At 71.1% G+C, this 25,053-nt stretch carries 19 protein-coding genes and 6 pseudogenes; 8 read left to right on the top strand and 17 right to left on the bottom strand.

Features of this window, described 5'->3' with window-relative positions:
- Positions 1-310 precede the first annotated feature (310 nt).
- Positions 311-1,570, bottom strand: a complete 1,260-nt coding sequence (locus QQK29_RS10195; RefSeq protein WP_284300027.1) for a histidine--tRNA ligase — start codon at positions 1,568-1,570, stop codon at positions 311-313.
- A 273-nt stretch (positions 1,571-1,843) separates the two neighbouring features.
- On the opposite strand from QQK29_RS10195, the pseudogene QQK29_RS17995 reads away from it, so the two are divergent.
- The 4 genes and pseudogenes from QQK29_RS17995 to QQK29_RS10180 all read left to right on the top strand — a co-directional run.
- Positions 1,844-2,386, top strand: a pseudogene (locus QQK29_RS17995) (ATP-binding cassette domain-containing protein); the annotation flags it as partial.
- Positions 2,323-2,706, top strand: coding sequence for a hypothetical protein (locus QQK29_RS17990; RefSeq protein ID WP_348533851.1), 384 nt, complete (start codon positions 2,323-2,325; stop codon positions 2,704-2,706). The pseudogene QQK29_RS17995 and the gene QQK29_RS17990, both read left to right, overlap by 64 nt.
- Entirely contained in the window at positions 2,703-3,764 is a 1,062-nt protein-coding gene (locus QQK29_RS10185) for an ABC transporter permease (protein ID WP_284300025.1), read from the top strand. Before QQK29_RS17990 ends, QQK29_RS10185 begins: the two co-directional genes overlap by 4 nt.
- Before the next feature lie 138 nt (positions 3,765-3,902).
- Complete coding sequence (locus QQK29_RS10180; protein WP_284300023.1) at positions 3,903-4,658, top strand: SDR family NAD(P)-dependent oxidoreductase; 756 nt, start codon at positions 3,903-3,905, stop codon at positions 4,656-4,658.
- A 23-nt stretch (positions 4,659-4,681) separates the two neighbouring features.
- On the opposite strand, the gene QQK29_RS10175 is transcribed toward QQK29_RS10180, so the two are convergent.
- A complete protein-coding gene (locus QQK29_RS10175; protein WP_284300021.1) occupies positions 4,682-5,710 on the bottom strand; it encodes an EamA family transporter in 1,029 nt (342 codons plus the stop codon).
- Here QQK29_RS10175 and QQK29_RS10170 point away from each other — a divergent pair.
- Positions 5,676-6,335, top strand: a complete 660-nt coding sequence (locus tag QQK29_RS10170; protein ID WP_348533850.1) for a CGNR zinc finger domain-containing protein — start codon at positions 5,676-5,678, stop codon at positions 6,333-6,335. The two genes, QQK29_RS10175 and QQK29_RS10170, sit on opposite strands and share 35 nt — an antisense overlap.
- Positions 6,336-6,399: 64 nt before the next feature.
- Here QQK29_RS10170 and mazG read toward each other — a convergent pair whose 3' ends face one another.
- Entirely contained in the window at positions 6,400-7,080 is a 681-nt protein-coding gene (mazG, locus tag QQK29_RS10165) for a nucleoside triphosphate pyrophosphohydrolase (RefSeq protein WP_284300019.1), read from the bottom strand.
- 25 nt (positions 7,081-7,105) lie between these two features.
- Here mazG and QQK29_RS10160 point away from each other — a divergent pair, with 25 nt between their 5' ends.
- Complete coding sequence (locus QQK29_RS10160) at positions 7,106-7,693, top strand: thermonuclease family protein (RefSeq protein ID WP_284300017.1); 588 nt, start codon at positions 7,106-7,108, stop codon at positions 7,691-7,693.
- A 53-nt stretch (positions 7,694-7,746) separates the two neighbouring features.
- Here the strand turns inward: QQK29_RS10160 and QQK29_RS10155 are convergent, their stop codons facing one another.
- Positions 7,747-9,219: an MFS transporter gene (locus QQK29_RS10155; protein ID WP_284300015.1), complete on the bottom strand. Its 1,473-nt coding sequence runs from the start codon at positions 9,217-9,219 to the stop codon at positions 7,747-7,749.
- 47 nt (positions 9,220-9,266) lie between these two features.
- Here QQK29_RS10155 and QQK29_RS10150 point away from each other — a divergent pair, with 47 nt between their 5' ends.
- On the top strand, positions 9,267-10,016 hold the full coding sequence (locus QQK29_RS10150; RefSeq protein WP_284300013.1) for a CPBP family intramembrane glutamic endopeptidase: 750 nt from the start codon (positions 9,267-9,269) through the stop codon (positions 10,014-10,016).
- On the opposite strand, the pseudogene QQK29_RS18665 reads toward QQK29_RS10150, so the two are convergent.
- The 9 genes and pseudogenes from QQK29_RS18665 to QQK29_RS10100 form a co-directional block, all read right to left on the bottom strand.
- A pseudogene (locus tag QQK29_RS18665) lies at positions 10,013-10,611 on the bottom strand (gamma carbonic anhydrase family protein). The gene QQK29_RS10150 and the pseudogene QQK29_RS18665 sit on opposite strands and share 4 nt — an antisense overlap.
- A gap of 106 nt (positions 10,612-10,717) precedes the next feature.
- Positions 10,718-14,273, bottom strand: a pseudogene (mfd, locus tag QQK29_RS10135) (transcription-repair coupling factor).
- Between the two features lie 102 nt (positions 14,274-14,375).
- The gene (locus QQK29_RS10130) at positions 14,376-14,501 is read right to left on the bottom strand and encodes a hypothetical protein (RefSeq protein WP_284300009.1); all 126 of its coding nucleotides are present in this window, start codon (positions 14,499-14,501) and stop codon (positions 14,376-14,378) included.
- Between the two features lie 275 nt (positions 14,502-14,776).
- Positions 14,777-15,366 (bottom strand): annotated as a pseudogene (gene pth / locus QQK29_RS10125) (aminoacyl-tRNA hydrolase).
- A 110-nt stretch (positions 15,367-15,476) separates the two neighbouring features.
- Positions 15,477-16,100, bottom strand: a complete 624-nt coding sequence (locus QQK29_RS10120) for a 50S ribosomal protein L25/general stress protein Ctc (RefSeq protein ID WP_284300007.1) — start codon at positions 16,098-16,100, stop codon at positions 15,477-15,479.
- A 153-nt stretch (positions 16,101-16,253) separates the two neighbouring features.
- On the bottom strand, positions 16,254-17,138 hold the full coding sequence (locus QQK29_RS10115) for a hypothetical protein (RefSeq protein WP_284300005.1): 885 nt from the start codon (positions 17,136-17,138) through the stop codon (positions 16,254-16,256).
- Positions 17,139-17,173: 35 nt separating this feature from the next.
- Positions 17,174-18,208 carry a D-2-hydroxyacid dehydrogenase gene (locus QQK29_RS10110; protein WP_284300003.1) on the bottom strand — a complete coding sequence of 345 codons (1,035 nt, stop codon included), beginning with the start codon at positions 18,206-18,208 and terminating at the stop codon, positions 17,174-17,176.
- Positions 18,209-18,373: 165 nt separating this feature from the next.
- Complete coding sequence (locus tag QQK29_RS10105) at positions 18,374-18,937, bottom strand: zinc-binding dehydrogenase (protein WP_284300001.1); 564 nt, start codon at positions 18,935-18,937, stop codon at positions 18,374-18,376.
- Positions 18,931-19,377 carry an alcohol dehydrogenase catalytic domain-containing protein gene (locus QQK29_RS10100; RefSeq protein WP_284299999.1) on the bottom strand — a complete coding sequence of 149 codons (447 nt, stop codon included), beginning with the start codon at positions 19,375-19,377 and terminating at the stop codon, positions 18,931-18,933. Before QQK29_RS10100 ends, QQK29_RS10105 begins: the two co-directional genes overlap by 7 nt.
- A 107-nt stretch (positions 19,378-19,484) precedes the next feature.
- Between QQK29_RS10100 and QQK29_RS10095 the strand changes: the two genes are divergently transcribed.
- Complete coding sequence (locus QQK29_RS10095) at positions 19,485-20,279, top strand: GntR family transcriptional regulator (RefSeq protein WP_284299997.1); 795 nt, start codon at positions 19,485-19,487, stop codon at positions 20,277-20,279.
- Here the strand turns inward: QQK29_RS10095 and QQK29_RS10090 are convergent, their stop codons facing one another.
- From QQK29_RS10090 to manD, 4 genes and pseudogenes are all read right to left on the bottom strand, one after another.
- Entirely contained in the window at positions 20,280-21,779 is a 1,500-nt protein-coding gene (locus tag QQK29_RS10090; protein ID WP_284299995.1) for a CoA-acylating methylmalonate-semialdehyde dehydrogenase, read from the bottom strand.
- Between the two features lie 11 nt (positions 21,780-21,790).
- Entirely contained in the window at positions 21,791-22,672 is an 882-nt protein-coding gene (locus tag QQK29_RS10085) for a Cgl0159 family (beta/alpha)8-fold protein (RefSeq protein ID WP_284299992.1), read from the bottom strand.
- Positions 22,669-23,635 (bottom strand): annotated as a pseudogene (iolC, locus tag QQK29_RS10080) (5-dehydro-2-deoxygluconokinase). The gene QQK29_RS10085 and the pseudogene iolC overlap by 4 nt, the downstream one beginning before the upstream one ends.
- 171 nt (positions 23,636-23,806) lie before the next feature.
- A pseudogene (gene manD / locus QQK29_RS10075) lies at positions 23,807-25,044 on the bottom strand (D-mannonate dehydratase ManD).
- Between the last annotated feature and the right edge of the window lie 9 nt (positions 25,045-25,053).

Raw genomic sequence — 25,053 nt, 5'->3', positions numbered from 1 at the left:
CTCGTGCCCTCTGCGCAGGGACCATCCCGCGCGCCCCCAATGTCGAAAATGCAGGACTCACGGATGCCGTTGCCCGCGTTGGCAGGCGGGCTCACGCCGACACGCCCGAACTCTCCTGCATTTTCGACATCGGACGGCAGCGGGAGGCCCGGCCGCCGCTCAGTCGAGCGGGCGCAGCTCGAGCCGGTCTGTGTCGAAAATGCAGGAGTCGCGGATGCCGTTGCCTGCGTTGACAGGCGGGCTCACGCCGACACGCCCGAACTCTCCTGCATTTTCGACATCGGACGGCAGCGGGAGGCCGGGCCGCCGCTCAGTCGAGCGGGCGCAGCTCGAGGGCGTCGAGCTCGGATGGGGCGTCGGCACCGAGGAACGCGAACGAGGTGAAGCCCTGCTCGGCGAGGTTCTCGAGCTGCAGCTTGGTGTTCTTGGCGCGACGCACGAGTCGCGCGCGGTCGCCACGTGCCACGAGCGCGGACTGCAGGGTGAGCAGCGCGGCGAGCGGAGCATCCGCATCATGCACCAGCGCGACGGCTGCGCCTCCGGATGCCGTGGGCAGCTCCACGAGGTCGACGAGGCGTTCGAAGCCGAGCGAGAAGCCCGTCGCGGGCACCTCGCTGCCGAGGAAGCGCCCGATCATGCCGTCGTAGCGTCCGCCGCCGCCGAGTGAGTACGGCACGCTCGGGTGCGCGAGTTCGAAGATCGGACCGGTGTAGTAGCCCATGCCGCGCACGAGGAACGGGTCGAACACGAGCGGCGCGAACTCCTCGCCGCGGGCAGCGGCGACGGCCTCCCCGATCGCCACGAGGTCGGCGATCACGGATGCGTCGGCGCCGTCGGGCAGGGCCCGGCGGATCGCTCGCTCGCCGAAGGGGAGGAACTCGCGGGTCTGCGGGCGCGTGAGGAACGCCTGGAACGCCCCCACGGCATCCGGGTCGACCCCGCGCTCCGCGAGCTCGGCGATGACGCCCTCGGGCCCGAGCTTGTCGAGCTTGTCGATCGTGATGAGCACGCCGTCGTGGTGCTCGGGTGCGAACCCGAAGCCCGCGAGCATGCCGATCAGCAGGCGACGGTCGTTGACGCGGATGGTGGCGTCGGCGAGCCCGAGCGCGTCGACGGTCGCGAGCGAGGCGACGAGCAGCTCGGCCTCGGCCTGGATGCCGGGCTCGCCGATGATGTCGATGTCGCACTGCACGAACTGGCGGTAGCGGCCCTTCTGCGGGCGCTCGGCCCGCCACACGGGCGCGATCTGGATGCTGCGGAACACGTTCGGCAGTTCGGCGCGGTGGGTCGCGTAGAAGCGCGCGAGCGGCACGGTCAGGTCGAAGCGCAGTCCCAGGTCGACGAGGTCGAGCGGCTGCTCGGCGGCCTGCAGCTCATCGCGCGTGAGTCCGCGCTTGAGCACGCCGAACGCGAGCTTCTCGTTGTCGCCGCCGAGCCCGGCGTTCAGCCGCGAGGAGTCCTCCATGACGGGGGTCTCGATCTCGTCGAAGCCGTGCGAGCGGTACGACTCCATGATGACGGAGAGGATGCGCTGACGCCGCGCCTTCTCGGCCGGAAGGAAATCCCGCATCCCCCGGGGAGGGTTCACCTGACTTGCCACTCGTCGATTCTGTCAGCGCACCGGGGGCACGGCGAACGACGGATGCTCGAGATCATCCCCGGGGTGACGCGCGTCATGCGCGCGGGGGCCTATGGTCGCAGCATGAGCAGCCCCGACGCCCTCATCCCGCCCGTTCCCGTCGACCACCCCGTCGACATCGAGGTGGCGGATGTCGCCCGCTCCTTCGGTGAGGTGCACGCGGTGCGCTCGGTGAGCTTCGCAGCGCGCGCCGGAGAGGTCACGGGGCTCGTCGGCCCCAACGGCTCGGGCAAGACGACGCTCCTCCTCATGCTCGCCACCTTGCTCGTGCCCGACCGCGGCACGATCCGCATCGGCGGCCACGACCCCGTCACCGAGAGCGCCGCCGTGCGCAGCACGCTCGGGTGGATGCCCGACGTGCTGGGCGCCTGGCCGAACCTCACCGTGCGCCGCAGCCTCGAGCTGACGGCGCGGCTCTACGACCTCACGCGCTCGGCCGCCGCCGAGCGCGCCACCGAGCTCATCGAACTCGTCGACCTCGTCGAGCTCGCCGATCAGCCCACCCGGGTGCTCTCGCGTGGTCAGAAGCAGCGCTTGAGTCTCGCCCGTGCCCTCGTGCACGACCCGCGCGTACTGCTGCTCGACGAGCCGGCATCCGGGCTCGACCCGGGGCGCGCATCGCCCTGCGTGTGCTGCTGCGGCGGCTCGCCGCGGAGGGGCGCACGATCGTCGTGTCGAGCCACGTGCTCGCCGAGCTCGACGAGCTCGCCGACCGGGCCGTGTTCCTCGACGCGGGCAGCTCGGTGAGCGCCGAGCGCATCGAGGCGGCCCAGCGCACCGAACGCGGATGGCGCATCCGGGCCCTCGACGCGCAGGGCCTGTATCGCGCGCTCGTCGAGTCGGGCATCGACGCCGCGCGCATCCAGAAGGAACCGCAGGGTCTCGTCGTGCCGATCGCAGGCGACGACCACGCCGCCGCGCTGCTCGCGCAGCTCGTGCGGGCCGGCATCCCGGTCGTGGCGTTCGCGCCCGCCGTCGGCGACCTCGAGCACACCTTCCTCGATCTGAGCAACGGCCTCGATGCGGAAGTCGCGGATCCCGGCACCGATGGGGAGGAGGACCGATGACCTGGCTGACCCGGATGTGGACCGTCGCCTCGATCGAGCTGCAGCAGCGGGTGCGCGGGGCCGCCTGGTACATCCTGCTCGGCATCTTCGTGTTCGTGGTGCTCGTCGTGACGGTGTTCACGACCATCGCGACCGCGAACTCCGACGCCCCGGGAGCGGTGCTCTACTCCCTCATCGTCTACTTCGTGCTGCTGCTCGGCACGCTCGTGGTTCCCGCGCTCTCGGGCAACGCGATCAACGGCGACCGCGAAGCCGGCACGCTTGCGACGACCCAGGTGACCCTCGTGACCACCTCGCAGCTCGTGATCGGCAAGCTGCTGGCCGCGTGGATCACCGCTCTCGGCTTCCTCGTAGCGGCCTTGCCGTTCCTGCTGTTCGCGCTTGTGCTGGGCGGGGCCTCGACCGCATCCGCGATCGTGTCGATCCTCGTGCTCGCGCTCGAGCTCGGCGTGGTGTCGGCCGTGGGCGTCGGGCTCTCGGGACTGATCCGTCGCCCGCTGTTCTCGGTCGTCGCGACCTACCTCGTCGTCGCGCTGCTCTCAATCGGCACCCTCATCGCGTTCGGGCTGGGCGGCATGGTCGCCCAGGAGAAGGCCATCCAACGCTACGAAGCCGTCGACTGGCAGGCCTCGTCCACCGAGATCGACCCGCAGACCGGCCTGCCCGAGAAGCTCGTGTGCACGACGGTCGAGAACGAGATCACGGTGCCGCGTTTCGATCGCGTGTGGTGGATGCTCGCGGCGAACCCCTACGTGCTGCTCGCCGATGCCGTGCCGACGCACTACGACAGCTTCGGCAACCCGGATGACCTTTTCGGCGGCATCAAGTACGGCGTGCGCCAGGCGCAGATCCCGCCGGACACGCCGAGCTGGTCGGAGTGCGAGATGTTCGACCAGACTCCGTATCCGAGCCCCGAAGAGGTCATCTCGCGCACCGTGCCGAGCTGGGCGGTGGGGATGCTGCTGCACCTGCTGCTGGCGGGCGGGCTCATCGCCGGCGCGATCGCACGCACCCACGCGCCGGCGAAGCGGATGGCGGCGGGGTCGCGCGTCGCGTGAGCTTCCGGCCGGGCGCCGACCTCTCATCCGGATTCCAGGTCGATCGGCTTGACTGCGCAGCAGCCGACGCGTGTCGGTGAGTCGCCCGGGTCGAACGGGATCGACCCCTCGTCCTGTGCGCAGAGATGGAGGGCAACCATGGCCACCTACGATGTGGCAGACCGATCGGCGATCGTGACGGGTGGAGGTTCGGGGATCGGGCGCGCTGTGGCGCTCCTCCTCGCGCAGAACGGCGCGAGGGTCGTCGTCGCCGACCTCAAGAGGGAGTCGGCCGATGCGGTCGTCGCCGAGATCGAGGCCGCGGGCGGCACGGCCGTCGCCCACGTCGGCGACGTCTCGGATCCCGAGGACGCGGTGGCGGCGGTCGCGGCCGCTCAGGGACTCGGACCGCTCAAGATCGCGATCAACAACGCCGGGATCGGCGGTCCCTCGGCAGCCACGGGTGACTACCCGCTCGACGGCTGGCAGAAGGTCATCGACATCAACCTGTCGGCCGTGGTCTACGGGATGCGCGCACAGTTGCCCGCGATGGTCGCCAACGGCGGCGGGTCGATCGTGAACATCGCCTCGATCCTCGGGTCGGTGGGGTTTGCGAACTCCGTCGCCTATGTCTCGGCCAAACACGGCGTCGTCGGCGCGACGAAGAACGCGGCACTCGAGTACGCCACCCAGGGCGTGCGCGTGAACTCGATCGGACCGGGCTTCATCCGCACCCCGCTCGTGGAGTCGAGCCTCGACGCCGACACGCTCACCTTCCTCGAGAGCAAGCACGCGATGAACCGGCTCGGCGAGGCTGAGGAGGTCGCGGCTCTCGCCGTGTTCCTCGCCTCGGATGCCGCCTCGTTCATCACGGGCAGCTACCACCTCGTCGACGGCGGCTACACGGCGCAGTAGGCCTCGTCAGCCGAGAGCACTCATCAGCCGAGCGGTGCGGGCGCGGGTGCACCCGTGCCCTCGGCTGCCTGGCCCGGGTCGGATGCCACGGCGATCGGAGCGGTGATCGGCATCGGTTCGGGAATCGGCTCCGGATCGACCGCGCCCGGCTCCAGTCGCACGAGCACGATGCCGCCGAGGATGAGGCCCGCGCCGAGGAGGCCGATCGGCGCGATCGCCTCGCCGAGCACGATCCAGCCGACCAGCCCTGCGAAGACGACCTCGGAGAGACCCAGGAACGAGGCCACGCGCGCCCCGAGCATCGTGATAGCGGTGATGCCCGCGACGTAGGCGAAGGCGGTCGAGAGCACCCCGACCGTCACGAGCGGCACCCACCATGGCGTCTGCGCGCCGAAGAACGCGACCTCGCCGAAGCCGACGCGCATCGGCAGCACGCCGATGAGGCCCGCGAGCCCGAGCGCGACAGCACCCAGCACGAAGCCCGCCCACGCGAGCGTCATGGGCGGCACGCCATCCGGCGTCTTGTCGCCCACGATGTAGTAGAACGCGACACCGATCATCGCGATGGCCGCGAGGGCGACGCCGACCGGGTCGAGTGCCCCTGCCCCGTTCGGGCCGATCACGAGCACGAGGCCGAGCACCGCGAGAGCCGCGCCGATCAGCACGAGGCGATGCGGCATCCGGCGGGTGCGCCCCCATGCCACGAGCAGCAGCGCGACCGGGGCGAGGTACTCCACGAGCAACGCGATGCTCACCGGGATGCGCTCGATCGCCGCATAGAAGGCGAGCTGCACGCCCGCGACGGCGAGCACGGCATAGGCGAGCACGAGCCGCCACGCGCGCAGCAGCGGCCGCAGATCGAACCGCACCACGACGAGCGCCGGCACCGCGAGCACGACGGCGGCCACGACGAGCCGACCGAGCACGGCGGCACCGGGCGACCACCCCTCACTGAAGAGCGGCTTGACGATCGTGCCACCGGCTCCGAACGCGAAGCCCGCGGCCAGGCCCATGAGGATGCCGAGCGCGCTGCGGCGCGTGGTGACGGTCATGCGACTCCCGGAGCTGTCATGGGCTAACTTGGATACGGTCGTGACAGTACCTTCCGTATTGGTCAGGAGTCAAATGCTTTTCACCCATGACACCGAGGTGAACCTCGTCTTCTTCGCGGCGCTGCTCGACACCGTCGCGGGCGCCTCGGAAAGCGGCGAGGACGAGCTGTCGACGCCCGAGCAGCTCAGCGATCTCCTGGGCAGATGGAAGTTCACCGGCCGTATCGATCGCGATGCGCGCGAGCTGCAGGAGGTGCGCGAGACACGGCAGCGCGTGCGCGACATCTGGGGGCAGGACGAAGCCGCCGTCGTCGCGTGGGTCAACGAGACGCTCGCCGACGCCGACGCGGTGCCCCGGCTCGTCGACCACGACGATCTCGGGTGGCACATCCACGCCACGACCGACGAGTCGCCGCTCGCCGAGCGCATGCTCGTCGAGGCGGCGATGGCACTCGTCGACGTCGTGCGCGCCGACCGTCTCGATCGGCTGCGCGACTGCGAGGCCGACGACTGCACGGGCGTCTTCATCGACCTCTCCAAGAACGGCTCGAAGCGCTTCTGCTCGGCGCGCTGCGGCAATCGGATCGCGGTGCGCGCCTATCGTGCGCGCGCGGTGGAGCCGTAAGCCAGCGCAGACATCCGTCCCGGCCGTCGGGAACGGCCGTGTGTCGGGCCGAGGTCAGCGCGCCTCACCCCGCGGCGGCGTTCTCCGCACCCCGGATGTCGCTCTGCAGCCGCCGCAAGGCGTCGCGCAGTGCGCGTTCGGCGTCGAGGCCCGCGGCCCGGGCGGCCACGACGGTCGCGAGCAGCTCGTCGCCGAGCTCGGCCTCGCTGGCCGGCACGGCATCCGTGGCCACCGGCGCCAGCCCGACCTTCTCGGCGCGCCCCACGAGCTTGGCCGCGAGCGCGAGAGCGGGCATGCCCTGGGGGATGCCGTCGAGCACGCTCTCGCGACCCGGCTTCTCCACCCGCTTGAGCTCGTCCCACCTGGCCATCACGGCATCCGGCGTATCGGCGACCGCGTCACCGAAGACGTGCGGGTGCCGGCCCACCATCTTCACGGTCATGTGCGCGGCGACGTCCTCCAGGGTGAAGCGCCCCTCCTCCGCCGCGATATCGGAGTGGAAGATCACCTGGTAGAGCACATCCCCGAGCTCCTCGACGAGCTCGGCGTCGTCTCCGGCCTCGATCGCGTCCACGAGCTCGTAGGTCTCCTCGACGAGGTACTGCACGAGTGACGCGTGCGTCTGATCCCGGTCCCACGCGCAGCCGCCGGGCGCGCGGAGGTGCTCGAGCACCGCGATGAGCTCCTCGAGCTTCGGATGCGGCGTGGTCGGCACGACGGGACCGGATGCGGCGAGCTCGCTCATGCGCCCAGACTGCCAGAATCGTGCCGTGAAGACCGGTCGTGCTCTGCTCGCGGTGCTGCTCGTGGTGGCGCTCGCGGCCCTGCTCTTCCTCGGCAATGAACGCGGGTGGCTGCAGCTGCCCACGGGGGTCGCCGTGCCGCCCGTGAGTGAGGGCGCGCCGCCGGATGCCGCACCCGCCGACCCCGCGGTGCCCGCCGATCCGGTCGACCCGGCGGTGCCCGCGGGTGCGGGAGAGGCCTGGATCGAGTACGTGCACGACGGCGACACGCTCTTTCTCACCGACGGTCGCAAGGTGCGCCTGCTCGGCATCGACACGCCCGAGGTCGGCGACCACGCCGAGTGCTACGGCGACGTGGCCCGCGAGCGCCTGCGGGCGCTGCTGCCCGAGGGTACCCACGTGCGCACCGTCGCCGACGTGCAGGCCCTGGATCAGTACGGCCGCAGCCTGCTGTTCCTCTTCACCGACGACGGCGCGCTCGTGAATCTCGGCCTCATCCGCGATGGCTACGCCGAGGCGGTCGTTCTCGAGCCGAACGTGCTGTGGGCTGCCGAGGTCGAGGCGGCCGAGGATGCGGCGCAGGCCGCGTCGCGCGGCATCTGGGGCGCGTGCTGACGGGCGCCTGCTGACGGGGCGCCTGCTGACGGGGCGCCTGCTGACGAGGCGCCTCAGCTCGCGTCGGGGACGGGGCCGGTCACCGGCTCGGGCTCGGATGCCACCGCGGTCGGATCGGGCGTGCGTCGCTCCCTCGGCATCATGAGCGCGGCCGCGAGCAGCAGCACCGCCACGACCGAGGCGCCCACGAAGACGGCGGTCGAGGCGAAGATCATGGTGGCCGGATCGGTCTCGTCGCCACCCAGGTCGGCGATGACCGCGTTGGCGACGGCGCCCAGCACGGCAGCACCGAGGGCTTGGCCCACCGAGCGCGCGAACATGTTGGCGCCCGTGACGACGCCGCGCTCGTCCCAGCCGACGCTCGACTGCGCCGCGATGAGGGCCGGCACGGATGCGAACCCGAATCCCAGCCCGATCACGAACGACACGATCGCGACCGTCACGATCGAGGGCGCGGGCCCGAACGCCGCGAGCGCCGCGGTGCCGGCCACCACGAGCACGGCGCCGAGGATCGAGGTGGAGCGGAAGCCGAAGCGCAGGTAGACACGACCCGACAGCGAGGCCGCGATCGGCCATCCGATCGTCAGCGTCGCCAACGCGAGACCCGCCACGAGCGGGCTCGCGCCGACCCCCACCACGAGGTAGGTCGGCACGAAGGCCGTGAGGCCGATGAGGGCCGCGCCCACCGCGAGGCTCACGAGATTGGTGGCGCGCAACAGCCGACGCGTGAGCACCCAGAGCGCGAGCACCGGCTCGGTGGCCCGGCGCTCCACCAGCACGAAGGCGACCAGCACGGCGAGGCCCGCGCCGAAGACGCCGAACGAGGCGGGCGAGATCCACGCCCAGGAGTTCCCGCCCTCGAGCACCCCGAGCAGCAGCAGGCTCAGCGACACGGTCAGCAGCGCCGCCCCTGCGTAGTCGATGCGGTGCGCACGACGCTCGAGCGTCTCGTGGTAGCCGCGGGCGAGCAGCCAGATCGCGAGTGCGCACAGCGGGATGTTGATGAGGAAGATGCCGCGCCAGAAGTCGATCATCGCGAAGAGCCCGCCGAGCGACGGGCCCGCGACCGCCGCGATCGCCCAGACGCTCGCGAGGTAGCCCTGCGTGCGCGCGCGCTCCTCGATCGTGTAGATGTCGCCGACGATCGTGATGGTGATCGGCAGGATCGCCCCGGCGCCGATGCCCTGCACGGCGCGGAAGGCGGTGAGGCTCGGCATGTCCCAGGCGAGCGCGCACAGCACCGAGCCGAGCAGGAACACGCTCAGCCCGAACAGGATGATGCGCTTGCGGCCGATGGTGTCGGCGAGTTTCGCGTAGACGGGAACCGTCACCGACTGCGCCAGCACGTACGCCGAGAACAGCCACGGGAACTGGGCGAAGCCGCCGATGTCGCCCACGATCGAGGTGACGGCCGTGGCGATCACGGTGACGTCCATCGCCACCACCGCGGTGGCCACCATGACGGCCAGCAGAATCGGCCCACGCTCGGACCGCAGCCCCACATCCGTCTTCGTCATCGCATCCATTCAAGTCCCGAACGGCGCCGGGCATTCCCGACCGGCAGAATGGGGCGGTGAACCTGCAGCTGCTCGCCCTCCTGCTCGTGGTCGTGGCGCTGCTGGTGTGGCGGGCCGTCACGCGCGAGCGGCGCGAGTACGCGCAGTTCAAGCGGATGCGCGCCACGAGTTCGCGTCAGAAGGTCATGCGCCGCTGGCTCGTGGAGTCGGCGCTCGTGTTCTCGGGACTCACAGCCGCCGTGCTGCTCGCGGCGTGGGCGTACGTGCCGACGGCGCTGCGCGACGCGCAGGCGTGGGCGCCGATCGCCGCATCCCGCGACTTCTTCTTCGACACCTCGCTCGGCCGGGGCCTCGCGATCGGGCTCGGCTTGGGAGCCGTGCTCGCGCTCGTGGTGCCCGTGCTGCTGCTGCGGAAGGCCCACCCGGATGACGTGCCGAAGCTCGGCGACATCGGCGCGCTCCTGCCGCGCACCCGTGGCGAGCTGCCCTACGGGGCGGGCCTGGCCGTCTCGGCGGGCGTGTTCGAAGAGCTCATGTTCCGCCTCGCGCTGCCCGCCCTGCTGTTCGGCATCTGGGCCGATGGGCCGCTCGCGTTCGTGCTCGCGACCGTGCTCTTCGGCCTGCTGCACCTCTATCAGAAGTGGACGGGGGTGCTCACGGCGGCGCTGCTCGGCGCGGTCTTCGCCTACCTCTACCTCGTGTCGGGCACCATCCTGCTGCCGATCGCGCTGCACCTGCTCGTCGACCTGCGCGCGCTCGTGCTGCTGCCGCTCGTGCTCGGCAAGGTGTGGGGCACGCGCTCCTAGCCCACGGGCCGGTCGTCGGCGTGGCGCGCGAGGTGGCGTGCATAGCGCTCGGTGAGCTGCACCATGAGGTCGGGGGTGGAGCGATCGAGGCCGAACACGTAGCCGGGGAAGTCGAGGCCCTGCTGGATCGCCCAGATGTCGTCATGCCGATCGGGGCTGAGGATCTGCGCCGGCTCCCCCACTGCCACCCACGCGATGGGCACCGTCGAGCCCTCGGGCAGCACGGTGCGCAGGTGCACGACGGCGTTGATGCGCACCTCGCTGCGGGCGCCGATGCGCGCGCCGTTGAAGACCCGCGAGCCGGTGGCGAGGAACACCTCGTCGCCCACGGTCGCCCCCGAGATGGATGCCATGGGGCCCACGAGCACGTGGTCGCCGATGTGCAGGGGTCGGTCGCGCTCGCGCGCAGCAGGGCGTTCTCCATGACGATGCTCGACTCGCCGATCGTGATCGGACCGCCCTCGGCGCTGATGACGGCGCCGTGCAGCACCTGGCATCCCGCACCGATCGTGACGTCGCCCGAGACGACGGCGGTGGGCGCGATCACGGCAGTGGGGTCGACCCGCGGGCTGTGGCCAAGGTGTTCGTACAGCATGGCGCCAGGGTAGACCGGTGGGGCGCCGGTTTCGAGACGCGGCCGGCGGCCGCTCCTCAACCAGCCGGGTGACGCGGCCGGCGGCCGCGTCTCGAAACCGCCGCCCCTAGGACGTCGCCGCCGTCAGCAGCTGGTCGACCCAGGCGATGAGCTCGGCGTCGGATGCGCCCTCGGGCATGGGCACGTTGACGGCATGCTGGGCGGCGAAGAACTTGACGCCCGGGTACATGCGCTGCAGCCGAACCTGGATCGAGTCGGGCGGGTCCAACGGCGCCAGCCGCATCCGTCCCCCATGGCGACGACCTCGCCGAGACCCGCCTTCTGGGCCTGGCGCCGCAGCCGCGACACGGCGACGAGCTGCTGCACGGCATCCGGAAGCTCGCCGTAGCGATCCGTGAGCTCCTCGACCACCCGATCGACCGCGTCGTCGGGTGAGGCCGGGGCGGATGCCGTCGAGAGCTTCTGGTACGCCTCCAAGCGCAGCCGCTCGGACTCGATGTAGTCCTCGGGGATGCGCGCGTCGACGGGCAGCTCGAGGCGCAACTCGGTCTGCCCCTCGGCGACGTCGCCCCGGAACGCCGAGACGGCCTCGCCGATCATGCGCAGGTACAGGTCGAATCCGACGCCCGCGATGTGACCCGACTGCTCGCCGCCCAACAGGTTGCCGGCCCCGCGGATCTCGAGATCCTTGAGCGCGATCTGCATGCCGCCGCCGAGCTCGTTGTTCGCCGCGATCGTCTCGAGGCGATCCTGCGCCGTCTCGGTGAGCGGTTTCTCGGCGTCGTAGAGGAAGTAGGCGTACGCGCGCTCGCGCCCGCGGCCCACCCGCCCACGGATCTGGTGCAGCTGGCTGAGCCCGTACTTGTCGGCCTGGTCGATGATGAGCGTGTTGGCGTTCGCGATGTCGATGCCGGTCTCGATGATCGTCGTCGTGACGAGCACGTCGAAGCGCCGCTCCCAGAAGTCCACGATCACCTGCTCGAGCTGATGCTCGGTGAGCTTGCCGTGCGCGACGGCGATGCGCGCCTCCGGCACGAGCTCGGCCAGCTCGGAGGCGACCCGGTTGATCGACGACACCCGGTTGTGCACGAAGAACACCTGACCCTCACGCAGCAGCTCTCGACGGATCGCGGCCGCGATCTGCTTGTCGCTGCGCGGCCCCACGAAGGTGAGGATCGGATGCCGGTCCTCCGGCGGGGTCGCGAGCGTCGACATCTCGCGGATGCCGGTGACCGCCATCTCGAGCGTGCGCGGGATGGGGGTCGCACTCATCGCGAGGATGTCGACGTTGGTCTTGAGCTTCTTGAGCTGGTCTTTGTGCTCGACGCCGAACCGCTGCTCCTCGTCGATGATCACGAGGCCGAGATCCTTGAAGCGCACCTGATCGGACAGGATGCGATGGGTGCCGATCACGACATCCACCTCGCCGCGCTCGAGGCCGTCGATCGTCTCCTTCGCCTCTTTGTCGGTCTGGAAGCGGCTGAGCGCGCGCAGGTGCACCGGGAAGCCCGCGAAACGTTCGGCGAAGGTCTCGAGATGCTGCTTCACGAGCAGCGTCGTCGGCACGAGCATCGCGACCTGCTTGCCGTCTTGCACCGCCTTGAACGCGGCACGTACGGCGATCTCGGTCTTGCCGTAGCCGACATCCCCCGAGATGAGCCGGTCCATCGGGATGGGCCGCTCCATGTCGGCCTTCACCTCGTCGATGGTCTGCAGCTGATCGGGCGTCTCGGCGAACGGGAAGGCCTCCTCGAGCTCGCGCTGCCAGGGGGTGTCGGGGCCGAAGGCGTGGCCCGCGCTCGCCATCCGCGCGCTGTAGAGCTTCACGAGCTCCACGGCGATGTCGCGAACCGCCTTGCGCGCCTTGCCCTTCGCGGCCGCCCAATCCGATCCGCCCATCTTCGACAGGGCCGGACCCTCGCCGCCCACGTAGCGCGTGAGCTGGTCGAGCTGGTCGGTGGGCACGTACAGCCGGTCGCCGGCGTGCCCGCGCTTCGACGGCGCGTACTCGAGCACGAGGTACTCGCGGGTGACCTTCTCGTGCTGGGTGCCGAGCGGGCCGCGCGAGACGCGCCCGCCCCCGTGACCTCGCGCGTCACGAGCTCGATGAAACGCCCGATGCCGTGCGTCTCGTGCACGACGTAGTCGCCGGACTTGAGCTGGAGGGGGTCGACGACGTTGCGGCGGCGGCTCGCGAGCTTCTTCGGCTGACGCGAGTCGATGCCCGCGGCCCGGCCGTAGAACTCTGCTTCCGACAGCAGCGCGAAGCGCGCCTCGTCCTGCTCGAAGCCGGCTTCGACGGATGCCGTGACGAGGTAGGCGACGCCGGGTTCCGGATCGCGCGGCACGGCGTCGACGACGCGCGCGGCGACCTCGCGCTCGGCGAGCACCTGCGCGGCGCGATCGACGAGACCGGCACCCGCCGCCGCGACGGCGACCGACCAGTCGCTCTTCACGAGCGACACGACGTGTCCGACGGCTCCCTCGGCGCTGCCCGCGAAGCTCGGGATCGCCCGGCCGTCGAGACGCGTGACCTCATCGTCGTCGGCGTCGAAGGGGCTCACCGTCCACCAGGTGCGCGGCCGGGCCTCGGCGCGCAGGGCCGACACCGTGAGGAAGTCGCCCGTGTCGAGGCTCGCCTGCAGGTCGATGGGGGCCGCGGCCCCCGCGGTGGCGGCGTTCCAGGCCGCCTCGAGGAACTCGCGGTTGGTCTCGGCAAGGCTGAGCGCACGGGTCGCGACGCGCTCCGGTGAGAGCACGGCGACCGCCGCATCCGCGGGGAGGTAGTCGGTGAGGGGCACGAGCCGGCCGACGAGTGCCGGCGTGAGCGACTCCATCCCCTCGACGGGGATGCCCTCGGCGATCTTGGCGAGCATCGGCGCGACGCCCTCGTACTCATGCTGCAGCTCGCGGGCACGCGACCTGACCGCATCGGTGATGAGCAGTTCACGCGCAGGGCCCAGCTCGACGGGCCCCACCTCATGCGGCAGCGAGCGCTGGTCGGCGACCGAGAAGGCGCGCAACTGCTCGAGCTCGTCGCCGAAGAAGTCGGCGCGCACGGGATGCTCGGCGTCGGGCGGGAACACGTCGAGGATTCCGCCACGCATCGCGAATTCGCCGCGCCGGGTCACCAGGTCGACGCGGGCGTAGGCGAGCTCCGCGAGCCGGACGCCGAGGGCGGCGAGGTCGTACCCGCGGCCGCCCGCGGTGAGGGTCACGAGCTCGAGCTCATCGAGACCGGGGGTGATGGGTTGCAACGCGGCGCGCACGGAGGCGACGAGCACGAGCGGGCGCTCACGCGATCCGTCCGCCCAGCGGCGCAGTTCGCGCAGGCTGCGCAGTCGTCGGCCGACTGTCTCGGCCGAGGGGCTCAGCCGCTCGTGGGGCAGCGTCTCCCATGCGGGGAACGGCAGCACGAGAGCGTCGGGTGTCCAGCTCGCGAACGAGGCGCCGACGGCTTCGGCCTCCCGGCTCGTGGCCGTGATCGCGAGCAGCGCCTGCCCGCGTTCGGCGCTCGCGGCCCGACGCTCCAGCAAACCCGCCAGGAGCGGGACGCGCAGACCCTCGACGGCCGAGAAGTCGGCATCCGAACGGGCCGCGGCGAGCGCCGCCTCGAAGGTATGGGCGCGCGCCAGCACCGGAATCAACGAGGCGAGGCCCATTGGATCGAGTTTACGCGGGGCGTGCGACATGCGACGAGACCGCGCATCAGACGCCAAAACGGGCCCGGTGAGCGTCACATGCGGGGTCTCGGCGGCAGCTCGTCACGCGGACTTGGTGCGCGGTATGCCGGGCGAGGCGAACTCCTCCGCCATCCACCCGAGCCCGGCCCGCAGCAGGATGCGTCCCCGCGGGAGTGCGTCGAGGCTCGGCAACTCCTTCGCGAGCACGACCGGATGCCGATACGGCGCCGCGACCGCGTTGATGTCGGCGAGCTCGCGACGCGCCGCTCGGCCGCGTGAGTCATCCCGCCTTATCCGTCCCGGCCCGTTGCCGCCACCGCGCCCCGTGTCGAAAATGCAGGAGAACCCGGGCGTGTCGCCGCCCTGGTCCCCGTGCGCACAGGCGACAGGGGCATCCGCTCCTGCATTTTCGACATCGACCCGCGGCGGATGCGGTGCGGATGCGGATGCGGATGCGGGTGGGGCGGAGGCTGCGGGGGTCGCTACGCGCGTGGAGAGTGCCAGCGCTGCTGCGCGGCGAGCAGGCCCTCACGCACGAGGTCCTCGGCGGCGTCGGCGGCATCCGAGAGCAGCGACGGAAGCTGCTCGCGCTCGGCCTTGGAGAAGGGCGAGAGAACGAAGTCGGCGGCGTCCTGGCGCCCGGGCGGGCGTCCGATGCCGATGCGCACGCGCGCGAAGTCGGGGGTGCCGAGCGCGGCCTGGATGTCGCGCAGGCCGTTGTGTCCCCCGTGCCCCCGCCCACCTTGAGCTTCACGGTGTCGAAGGGGATGTCGAGCTCGTCGTGCAGCACGATGACCCGGTCGGCGTCGAGGCCGAAGAACTTCGCAGCCGACGATACCGGCCCGCCCGAGAGGTTCATGAAGGAGTTGGGTTTCACGAGCACGAGCTTGGGAAGCCCCGGCCCCAGCCGCGCCTCGGCCAGCTGGGTGTTGGTCTTGTGGCGCGAGAAACGTGCGCCGATCCGCTCGGCGAGCACGTCGAGCGCCATCTGACCGACGTTGTGGCGGTGGCTGGCGTAGCCGGGCCCGGGATTCCCGAGCCCGGCTACCAGCCAGGTGTCGCGGGTTTCGATACGGGTCACCTTGTGACCCTACTCAACCAGCGGGTGAGGTCACGATGTGACCCTCCTCAACCAGCGATTGGGGTCACGATGTGACCCTCCTCAACCAGGGGTGGCGGAGGTTACTCGGCGGCCTCAGCCTCGGCCTCGGCGGCGGGGGCCTCGGCAGCCGCGACCGGCGCCTCAGCCTCTTCCTCGACCGCCGCGACGGTCGGCAGCACGACGCTCACGACGAGCGTCTCCGGGTCGCTCACGAGCACGGCGCCCTCGGGCAGCACGACCTCGGTCGCGGGCAGGTGGGTGATCGCCTCGACGCCCTCGACGCTGATCTGCAGCGCCTCCGGGATCGCCACGGCCGACACCTCGACGAGGAGCGTGTGCGCCTCCTGCTCGAGCACGGTGCCGGGGGCGGCCTCGCCCACGACGTGCACCGGCACCTCGACCTGAACCTTCTCGCCCTTCTTCACGACGATGAGGTCGATGTGCTCGATGATCTGACGCACCGGGTCCTTCTGCACGTCCTTCACGAGCGCGAGCTGGCTCTTGCCGCCGATCTCGAGGTCGAGCAGGGCGTTCGCCTTGCGCAGGATGAGGCTGACCTCGTGGCCGGGCAGGGTCACGTGCTGCGGCTCGGAGCCGTGGCCGTAGATGACAGCGGGGATCTTGCCCGCCGCGCGGATCTTGCGGGCAGCGCCCTTGCCGAACTGGTCGCGGGCTTCCGCGACGAGCTTGTTGTCGTCGGACATGGTGACTCCTTGTGGTGGGCTCAGGGCCCGTCGTGGTTTGTTTTCAACTCGAACGCGCAACAGCGTGAGGAAAGACTGAGGGCCTTACCACCGCGTCGATCACGGTTCCGCCTGCATGCAGGGCGAAACCCTCGCCGAAGTTCAGCCGTGAGTCTACACGGCGCCGGAGGCAGCATCCTGGGTGAAGCCGGATGCCGTGTGCCGCTCGGCGCCCGCCGATGCCGCAGCTCGCAGCGTGACCCCGAGCGCAAGCCCGAGCACGGTCATGCCGACCGCGAGAATCGCGCCGCTCCACCCGAGCACCGGGAGGATGATCAGCACCTCCGACCCCAACCCCGCGTAGGCGACCGGGTCGGCGACCAGCAGGATCACCCCGACGAGCGACATCACCCCGCCCGCGATCCAGCTGCCGATCGCGCTGCGACCCGACAGCGCGATGAGCGCGCCGAAGATGAGGGCCGCCACCACGAGCGTGACCGCGGTCACGGCATCCCAGTCCAGCATCTGGAAGGTGCGACGGTAGAAGTCGCCGCCCGCCGCGAAGGCCCACCCGCAGGCGCCGAGCGCCAGCAGGCCGCCGACGGCGGAAAGCACGCGCGCGAGCACGGTCGGACGGCCGCGGCGGGCGAGGATGCCGACCCCGAGCAGCGCGAAGCCGATGAGGAGGCCGGCGCCGAAGGCGACGAAGTAGTAGCCGCCCGTCGCGAGGGCCGGGTCGACGTCGAAGAGCATGCCCAGCAGCTGGGTCGTGGGCGACGAGATCCCGTCCATCGGCTGGAACGGCACGAGGATGCCGAGCAGCGAGAAGAGCACATGCACGGCGCCCGCGGCGATCACCCCCGCCCGCGACCAGCGCACGGTGACGGCCGCCCCCGCCAGCAGCAGGCATCCGAGTGCCACCAGCAGCGGGAAGAAGCCCGCGCCCTCGGCGGCGAAACGCCCCAGCTCGAACACGGCGTGACCGCCGCCGTACCAGAGCAGCACGGTGCCCAAGAGCGAGGCGAGGAGGGCGACGACGAGGCTGATGACGGTGCGCACGGTGGGGTCCTCTCGTGGGGGCGGAACGGATGCGGTCAGTAGAACTCGCGGGTGTTGACGACGTTGAGCAGCGGCTCGCCATCGAGCAGCCGCCGCGCGTTCTCGGCGAAGAGCTCGGCGATGCGGCGCGGTTCGTGGGGGCTGATGGCCGCGGTGTGCGGAGCGAGCAGGACGTTCGGCAGCTCCCACAGCGGGCTGTCGGCGGGTAGCGGCTCGGTGGCGGTGACATCGAGCACGGCGAGGCCGACGCGGCCGTCCTGCAGCGCCTCGATGAGGGCGGGCTCGTCGACGGTCGTGCCGCGCCCCACGTTCACGACGGTCGCGCCGGGCTTGATCGCCGCGAGCACCTCCGCCGAGAGCATGCCGCGGGTCTGGTCGGTGCCCGGAAGCGCGAGCACGATCGCATCGGCGGTGGATGCGGCATCGGCGAACTGCTCGACGGGAACGATGCGCTCCACCTCGGCGTCGACCTCGCGCCGGTGCACGCCGACGACGTGGCATCCGAGCGAGGTCAGGTGCGCGGCGGTGAGCCGGCCGATCGCGCCGAGGCCCACGACGAGCACGGTGGTCTCGGTGAGCGCGCCGAGCGGCTCGCGCGGCCCCCACTGCTTGGCGCGCTGCATGCCGAGCAGCCACGGCAGACGTTTGACGCCCGCGAGCACGCCGAACACCGCGAACTCCGCGAGCGGTTCGGCGTGCACCCCCGCGGATGTCGTGAACAGCACGCGCTCGAGGTCGCCGTCGTCGAGCTTCGCGGCTCGCACCTGCTGGCCGCCGCCCGCCGGGATCGTGTGCACCCACCGCAGCCGAGAGTTGGCGCGCACTGTGCGGCCGAGGGCGCGGCCCGACTGGTCGGGCACGCCGAAGAGGGCGTCGGCCGAGTCGAGCAGCTGCTCGAAGCGAGCCTGCTCTTCGGGCGTGCGCTGCTTCGGGCCCACCATCCAGTCGATCTCGGGATCGGTGAGCAGCTCGGGCTCCCACACGATCTCGAGGCGCTCGTCGCGTGCGAGCAGCTCGACGAGCTCCCGCGAAAGCGGGCTGGCGATGACGACGCGAAGGCGGCCGGACATGGTGCCAGCCTATGGGGCGGCGGCTTCGAGACGCCGCTGCGCGGCTCCTCACCCACCGGAGTGCGGCGGCTTCGAGACGCGGCTGCGCCGCTCCTCAACCACCTGAGCGCGGCGGCTTCGAGACGCCGCTGCGCGGCTCCTCAACCACCGGGGTGAGCTGCCGCGCTACGGCACCACGACCGTCTTCAGTCCCTCGCCGCGCTGGGCGGCATCCAGGGCGTCGAAGAAGTCGGCGAGCGGCACGCGGCGGGTCACGAGCGGGGTGAGCACCACATCCCCCGCCTCGATCAGGCGCATCGCGGCACGCCATGAGGTGGGGGTGGAGGCGAAGCCGCTCGTCACCGTGAGCTCCTTGTAGAGCACCAGGTCGAACGGCAGCGCCACGTCGCGCCCGAAGATGCCCACCTGCACGTAGCGGCCTCCCCGACGCGCGGAGCGCAGCGCGGTCGCCGCACCCGGCGCGCTGCCCGAGCACTCGATCACGACATCGAAGGCGCCCTCCTCGGGGGTGCCCGTCTCGGTGCGGATGCCGATCGATGCCGCCACCGCGAGCCGCTCCGCATCCGCCGGCAGGCCGGCGAGGGTCACCTCGCCACCTGACGCCCGCGCCACCTGCGCCGCAAGCTGGCCCATCGCCCCGGGACCCGTCACGAGCACGCGGTCGCCCGGCTGCACGACGGGCGGGTCGAGCAGGCACTGCGCCACGCACGCGAGCGGCTCGCTCAGCACGCCGTCGAGCTCACCGGGGTCTCGGGCAGGCGGTGCAGGTTGATCACCGGCACGAGCAGCTGCGACGCGAAGCCGCCGTTGCGGAACGACCCGATCGACCGACGGTTCGCGCACAGATTGCGTCGTCCCGCGCGACACAGCTCGCACACCTCGCACGCCGCGAAGTACGTCTCGAGCGCGACCGTCGCACCCACCCAGTGGGCATCATCCGGCGACCCCACCGAGGCCACGACACCGAGCACCTCGTGCCCCATCACGACGGGGCGCTCGTGCGCGTACTCGTCGTGCGCGATGTGCACATCGGTGCCGCAGATGCCCGCCGCCACGACGTCGACGACCGCCTGCCCAGGCGCCGCCGTCGGCACCTCGACCTGGGCGATCTCGATGCCCTCCACCCCGTCTCCGCGCTTCACGACGGCCGACATCGTCTGTGCGGTCATCGCCGCCCTCCCGTTCCGCGCGACCGTGTTGCGCGCATCCGTGTATTTGTTATTACATATTGGCAAGCCCTGTCGTCGCATGGGCGCACCCGACGCGAAGGAGCCGCATGCAGGCCGACAGCACGCCCGCCGACCGCGCGCCCACCGACCGCACCCCGATCGAGCTCGGCGACGTGCTGCACGACCTCGATCGCACGGGCCATCTGCCGCTCTATCACCAGATCGCCACGCGCCTGCGTGAGGCGATCGCCGACGGCACCCTGCCGACGGGCAGCCGCCTCGAGAACGAGGTGGCGCTCGCCGAACGGATCGGGGTGTCGCGTCCCACGATGCGGCGCGCCATCCAAGACCTCGTCGACCGCGGCCTGCTCGTGCGGCGGCGCGGCGTCGGCACCCAGGTGGTGGGGGCGCGCGTGCACCGGCACCTCGAGCTCTCGAGTCTGCACGAAGACCTCACGCGCAGCGGCCACGCCACGACGACCCAGGTGCTGCGCCACGAACTCGTGCCGGCATCGCCCGCGGTCGCATCCCAGCTCGGCATCGCCCCCGGCGCCCCGGTGCTCTATATCCGCCGGCTGCGGCTCTCCGACGGCGTGCCGCTCGCGGTGCTCGAGAACCACCTGCCGCCGGGGCTCAGCGACATCACCCCCGAACAGCTCGAAGAACAGGGCCTCTACGCGATCCTCCGCAACCGCGGCGTATCGATGCGCGTCGCCCGTCAGACGATCGGCGCACGCGCGGCCACCCGCGACGAGGCCCCGCTGCTGGGCATCGCCGCGGGCGCGCCCGTGCTCACCATGACGCGCGTCGTCTTCGACGACTCCGGCGCGAGCGTTGAGACCGGTTCCCACTGCTACGTCCCCGACCTGTACACCTTCGAGATCACCCTCGTCGAGCGCTGATCAGCCCGCGACCGGAAAGCCCAGGTCGATGCCGGCGGCCTGCTCGGGCCAGCGGCGGGTGATCGCCTTCTCGCGGGTGAAGAAGTGGAAGCCCTGCGGCCCGTACGCCTTCGTGTCGCCGAACGCGGATGCCTTCCAGCCTCCGAAGGAGTAGTACGCCACCGGCACCGGGATCGGCACGTTCACCCCGACCATCCCGGCGGTGACCTCGCGCTCGAAGCGCCGCGCCGCCCCGCCGTCGCGGGTGAACACGGCCGCACCGTTGCCGTAGGGGTTCGCATTGATGAGCTCGATGCCCTCGGCATAGCCGGGCACCCGGATGACGGCGAGCACGGGCCCGAAGATCTCGTCGCGGTAGGCGGCGGATGTCGTCGGCAGCCCGTCGATGAGCGTCGGCCCGAGCCAGAACCCGTCGGCCGCGCCGTCGGGCTCGACCCCGCGCCCGTCGACGACGATGCGCGCGCCGTCGGCCAGGGCGATATCGAGGTAGCCGCTCACACGGTCGCGGTGCTCGCGCGTGATGAGCGGACCCATGTCGCACCCACGTCGGCCGTCGCCGACACGCAGGCCCGACATCCGCTCGGCCACGGCCGCGATGAACGCGTCGGCGATGGGCTCGGCCACGACGGCGACCGAGACCGCCATGCAGCGCTCCCCCGCCGAGCCGAAGCCCGCGTTGATCGCCGCATCGGCCGCCCCGTCGAGGTCGGCATCGGCGAGCACGAGCATGTGGTTCTTGGCGCCGCCGAGCGCCTGCACGCGCTTGCCGTGCGCGGTCGCCGTCTCGTAGACGTAGCGCGCGATGGGCGTCGAGCCCACGAACGAGATCGCCTCCACCTGCGGGTGCTCGAGCAGGCGATCGACAGCGACCTTGTCGCCGTTGACGACGTTGAGCACGCCCGAGGGCAGCCCCGCCTCGGCGAACAGCTCCGCAATCCAGAGCGCGGCCGACGGATCCTTCTCCGAGGGCTTCAGCACGACGGCGTTGCCGGATGCGATGGCGATGGGCACGAACCACAGCGGCACCATGGCGGGGAAGTTGAACGGGCTGATGACGCCCACCACGCCGAGCGGCTGGCGGATCGAGTGCACGTCGACCCCCGTGGAGAAGTTGTCGGAGTACTCGCCCTTGAGCAGCTGCGGGAATCCGGATGCCAGCTCGATCACCTCGAGCCCACGCGTGATCTCGCCCGCGGCGTCGCTCAGCACCTTGCCGTGCTCGGACGTGATGATCGCGGCGAGCTCGTCGATGCGCTGCTCGAGCAGGTCGCGCGCCCGGAACAGCACGCGCTGACGGCGCGAGACCGAGAGCTCCGACCACGCGGGGAACGCCTCGGCTGCGGCCGCGACCGCGGCATCCACGTCGGTGACGTCGGCGAGCGCGACCTCGCGCTGCACCGCGCCCGTGGCGGGGTCGTAGACCGGCGCGGTACGCGGCGAGCCACCGCGGGTGCGGGCGCCGCCGATCCAGTGCGACACGACGTCGGGGGTGGCAGACATGGTTCTCCTCTTCAGGGTTGGTGTACGGCGCGGGCGGCGGCGGCCACGGCTGCGTCGCTGTCGCCCCCGTCGGGGTAGAGCAGCGAGCGGCCGGCGACGAGTCCACGCACGCCCGGAAGTCGCAGGCTCTCGCGCCACAGGTGCAGCAGTTCGTCGAGGCTCGCGCCGCCGTCACCGCCGAGCAGCAGCGTCGGCAGGGTGGTCGCGCGCATGACGCGATCCATCTCGGCGACGACCGGCAGCTTGAGCCAGCTGTAGGCGCTCGATGCGCCGAGTCCGGATGCGACGGCGATCGACTCGATCACGGCATCGGGGCTGAGATCGTTGACCACCCGCCCGTCGACGCGGCGCGAGAGGAACGGCTCGAGCATGATCGGCATCCGGCGCTCCGCCGCGCGCGTCACGGCCGCCGCCGACGCCTCGAGCGTGCGCACGCTGCCCGGGTCGTCGCGGTCGATGCGCAGCAGCAGCTTGGCCATGTCGTAGCCGGTGTCGGCCATGGCGTCGATGCCGGGCCCGGTGAAGCGGTCGTCGAGCTCGAACGCGGCGCCCCGCAGGCCGCCGCGGTTGAGCGAACCGACCACCACCTTGCCCTCGAGCGCCCCCAGCACGGCGAGGTCGTCGAGGATGTCGGCGGTCGCGAGCACCCCGTCGACGCCCGGCGTCGCGAGGGCGCGCACGAGCTTGCCGAGCAGCTCCCGGCGATCGGCCATCGCGAGCGGGTCGGCCCCGACGCCGAGGGCGGCACGCGCCGGGTGGTCGGCGGCCACGATGAAGAGCCGACCATCGTCTGCGAGCAGCGGACGGCGGGTGCGCGCGGCGTAGCGCTCGCCCGCACTGCCGGGGTTCTCGGCCCGCCAGCTGTCGAGCAGCGCGACGTCGGGCGCAGTCATGCCTCCCCCAGTTCGGCGAGCACCTCGTCGGTGAACGGCATCGCCGTCGAGCACTCGCGCCGCCCCGCGACGATCGCTCCCGCGACGTTCGCGAAACGCAGGGTGCGCTCGAGCGGCCAATCCTCGAGCAGGCCGTGCAGCAGCGCGCCGCCGAAGGCGTCACCCGCGCCGAGGCCGTTGACCACCTGCACCGGATGCGTCGGCACCTCGACCCGCTCGTCTGCGGTCTTCGCGAGTACGCCGCGCGGCCCTGCTTGACGATCGCGAGCCGCACGCCGCGCTCGAGCAGCGCATCCGCCGCCCGATCGGGGTCGGTCTCGCCGACCGCCACCTCGCACTCTTCGCGGTTGCCCACCGCGACCGTGACGTGCTCGAGGGCGCGCGCCACCCATCCGCTCGCCTCGGCGGGATCCGACCAGAACATCGGCCGGTAGTCGAGATCGAGCACCGTCGTGCCCTGCCGGTCACGCGCGGCGAGAGCGGTGAGCTGCGCGGTGCGGCTCGGCTCCTGGCTGAGGCCGGTGACGGTCGCCCAGAAGATGCGGGCGGCGCGGATGGCGTCGAGATCGAGTTCGGAGGCCTCGATCTCGAGGTCGGGAGCCTTGGGCAACCGGTAGAAGTACAGCGGGAAGTCGTCGGGCGGGAAGATCTCGCAGAACGTCACGGGCGTCGGGAGGCCCGGCACGCGCGAGATGTAGCGTGTGTCGACACCGAGCCGGCCCGCTTCGGAGACGACGAAGTCGCCGAAGGGGTCCTCCCCGCGCGCGTGATGATCGCCACCCGGTGGCCGTGGCGTGCCGCGGCGACGGCGACGTTGGTCGCGCTGCCCCCGAGGTACTTGCCGAAGGTGCTCACCTCGGCGAGGCCCACACCGTCTTGCAGAGGGTAGAGGTCGACTCCCGATCGGCCGAGCGCGATCACCTCGAGACGCTCGGCGTCGGGGATGATCGGCTGCTCGGTCATGCGGCTAGCCTAACTTTGTCCTTACATATTTACAAATCACGGCGACCCCGGTTTCGAGCCGCGTATCGCTTCGCGATGCGCTCCTCAACCAGCTGAGTGCCGCACGGCGCCTGTCGAGGTGGCTGAGGAGCGGCGCAGCCGCGTCTCGAAGCCGCCGACCGACGGAGCCCCCTACCAGTCGTGCACGGTGCCGTCGGCCAGGCGGTTGTAGGGCAGGTACGCCTGCACGTAGGGGTACTTACCCGCCTCGTCCGTGTTCAGCTCGACACCCAGACCCGGCGCATCTCCCGGATGCAGCATGCCGTCGTTCCAGGTGTACGACTGCTCGAACACCTGGTCGGTCTTCTCGCCGTGCTGCATGTACTCCTGGATGCCGAAGTTGTGGATCGCGAGCCCCAGGTGCATCGCGGCCGCCATGCCGACCGGCGAGATGTCGGTCGGCCCGTGCATGCCCGACTTGATCTGGTACTGCGAGGCGTAGTCGAGCACCTTCTTGAGATGCGTGATGCCGCCCGTGTGCGTCACCGCGGAGCGCACGTAGTCGATGAGCTGCTCGCGCACGATCTGCTGGTAGTCCCACACGGTGTTGAAGATCTCGCCGATCGCGAGCGGCGTCGTGGTGTGCTGACGCACGAGGCGCAGCGCCTCCTGGTTCTCGGCGGGGTGCAATCCTCGAGCCAGAACAGGTCGTACGGCTCGAGCGACTTGCCGAGTTGCGCCGCCTGGATGGGCGTCATCCGGTGATGCCCGTCGTGCAGCAGCGGGATCTCGGGGCCGAACTCGTTGCGTACGGCCTCGAAGACGGTCGGGATGTGGCGCAGGTAGGAGCGGGTGTCCCAGTCCTCCTCGTTCGGCAACCCGCCGCGCTGCGCAGGCTCGTGGTCGTAGCGCACGCCGGAGTTGGCCTCGTAGGTCGCGTTCGACGCGATGCCGTAGATCGACTTCAGCCCGGGTACGGCCGCCTGGATGCGGATCGCTTTGTAGCCCTTCTCCTGGTGCGCGCGCACGGAGTCGAAGAGCTCGGGAAGGGTCTTGCCGGATGCGTGGCCGTAGGCGAGCAGGCCGGTGCGCGACGCGCCGCCGAGCAGCTGGTACACCGGCATGCCGGCCGCCTTGCCCTTGATGTCCCACAGCGCCATGTCGACAGCGGCGATCGCCGCCATCGTCACGGGACCCCGCCGCCAATACGCCGAGCGGTACAGGAACTGCCAGGTGTCCTCGATGCGGTGCGCATCCCGTCCGAGCAGCAGCGGCACGACGTGCTCCTGCAGGTAGGCGACCACCGCGAGCTCACGTCCGTTGAGCGTGGCGTCCCCCAGCCCGGTGAGGCCGTCATCCGTCGTCAGCTTGAGCGTCACGAAGTTGCGATCGGGGCTCGTGACGATGACTTCTGCCTTGTCGATGATCATGGGTGCTCC

This window comes from Homoserinibacter gongjuensis (assembly GCF_030161875.1).
GTDB lineage: Bacteria > Actinomycetota > Actinomycetes > Actinomycetales > Microbacteriaceae > Homoserinibacter > Homoserinibacter gongjuensis.
This window is presented reverse-complemented; position numbering and strand designations above follow the sequence as displayed.

Excerpts from the sequence above, each read along its gene's own strand:
- QQK29_RS10195 (WP_284300027.1), bottom strand. The coding sequence starts at position 1,570 with ATGCGGGATTTCCTTCCGGCCGAGAAGGCGCGGCGTCAGCGCATCCTC.
- QQK29_RS10085 (WP_284299992.1), bottom strand. The coding sequence starts at position 22,672 with ATGACTGCGCCCGACGTCGCGCTGCTCGACAGCTGGCGGGCCGAGAAC.
- QQK29_RS10170 (WP_348533850.1), top strand. The coding sequence starts at position 5,676 with ATGCCGAGCGCGCTGCGGCGCGTGGTGACGGTCATGCGACTCCCGGAG.
- QQK29_RS10155 (WP_284300015.1), bottom strand. The coding sequence starts at position 9,219 with ATGGATGCGATGACGAAGACGGATGTGGGGCTGCGGTCCGAGCGTGGG.
- QQK29_RS10090 (WP_284299995.1), bottom strand. The coding sequence starts at position 21,779 with ATGTCTGCCACCCCCGACGTCGTGTCGCACTGGATCGGCGGCGCCCGC.
- QQK29_RS10095 (WP_284299997.1), top strand. The coding sequence starts at position 19,485 with ATGCAGGCCGACAGCACGCCCGCCGACCGCGCGCCCACCGACCGCACC.
- QQK29_RS10100 (WP_284299999.1), bottom strand. The coding sequence starts at position 19,377 with ATGACCGCACAGACGATGTCGGCCGTCGTGAAGCGCGGAGACGGGGTG.
- QQK29_RS10120 (WP_284300007.1), bottom strand. The coding sequence starts at position 16,100 with ATGTCCGACGACAACAAGCTCGTCGCGGAAGCCCGCGACCAGTTCGGC.
- QQK29_RS10180 (WP_284300023.1), top strand. The coding sequence starts at position 3,903 with ATGGCCACCTACGATGTGGCAGACCGATCGGCGATCGTGACGGGTGGA.
- QQK29_RS10175 (WP_284300021.1), bottom strand. The coding sequence starts at position 5,710 with ATGACCGTCACCACGCGCCGCAGCGCGCTCGGCATCCTCATGGGCCTG.
- mazG (WP_284300019.1), bottom strand. The coding sequence starts at position 7,080 with ATGAGCGAGCTCGCCGCATCCGGTCCCGTCGTGCCGACCACGCCGCAT.
- QQK29_RS10110 (WP_284300003.1), bottom strand. The coding sequence starts at position 18,208 with ATGTCCGGCCGCCTTCGCGTCGTCATCGCCAGCCCGCTTTCGCGGGAG.
- QQK29_RS10185 (WP_284300025.1), top strand. The coding sequence starts at position 2,703 with ATGACCTGGCTGACCCGGATGTGGACCGTCGCCTCGATCGAGCTGCAG.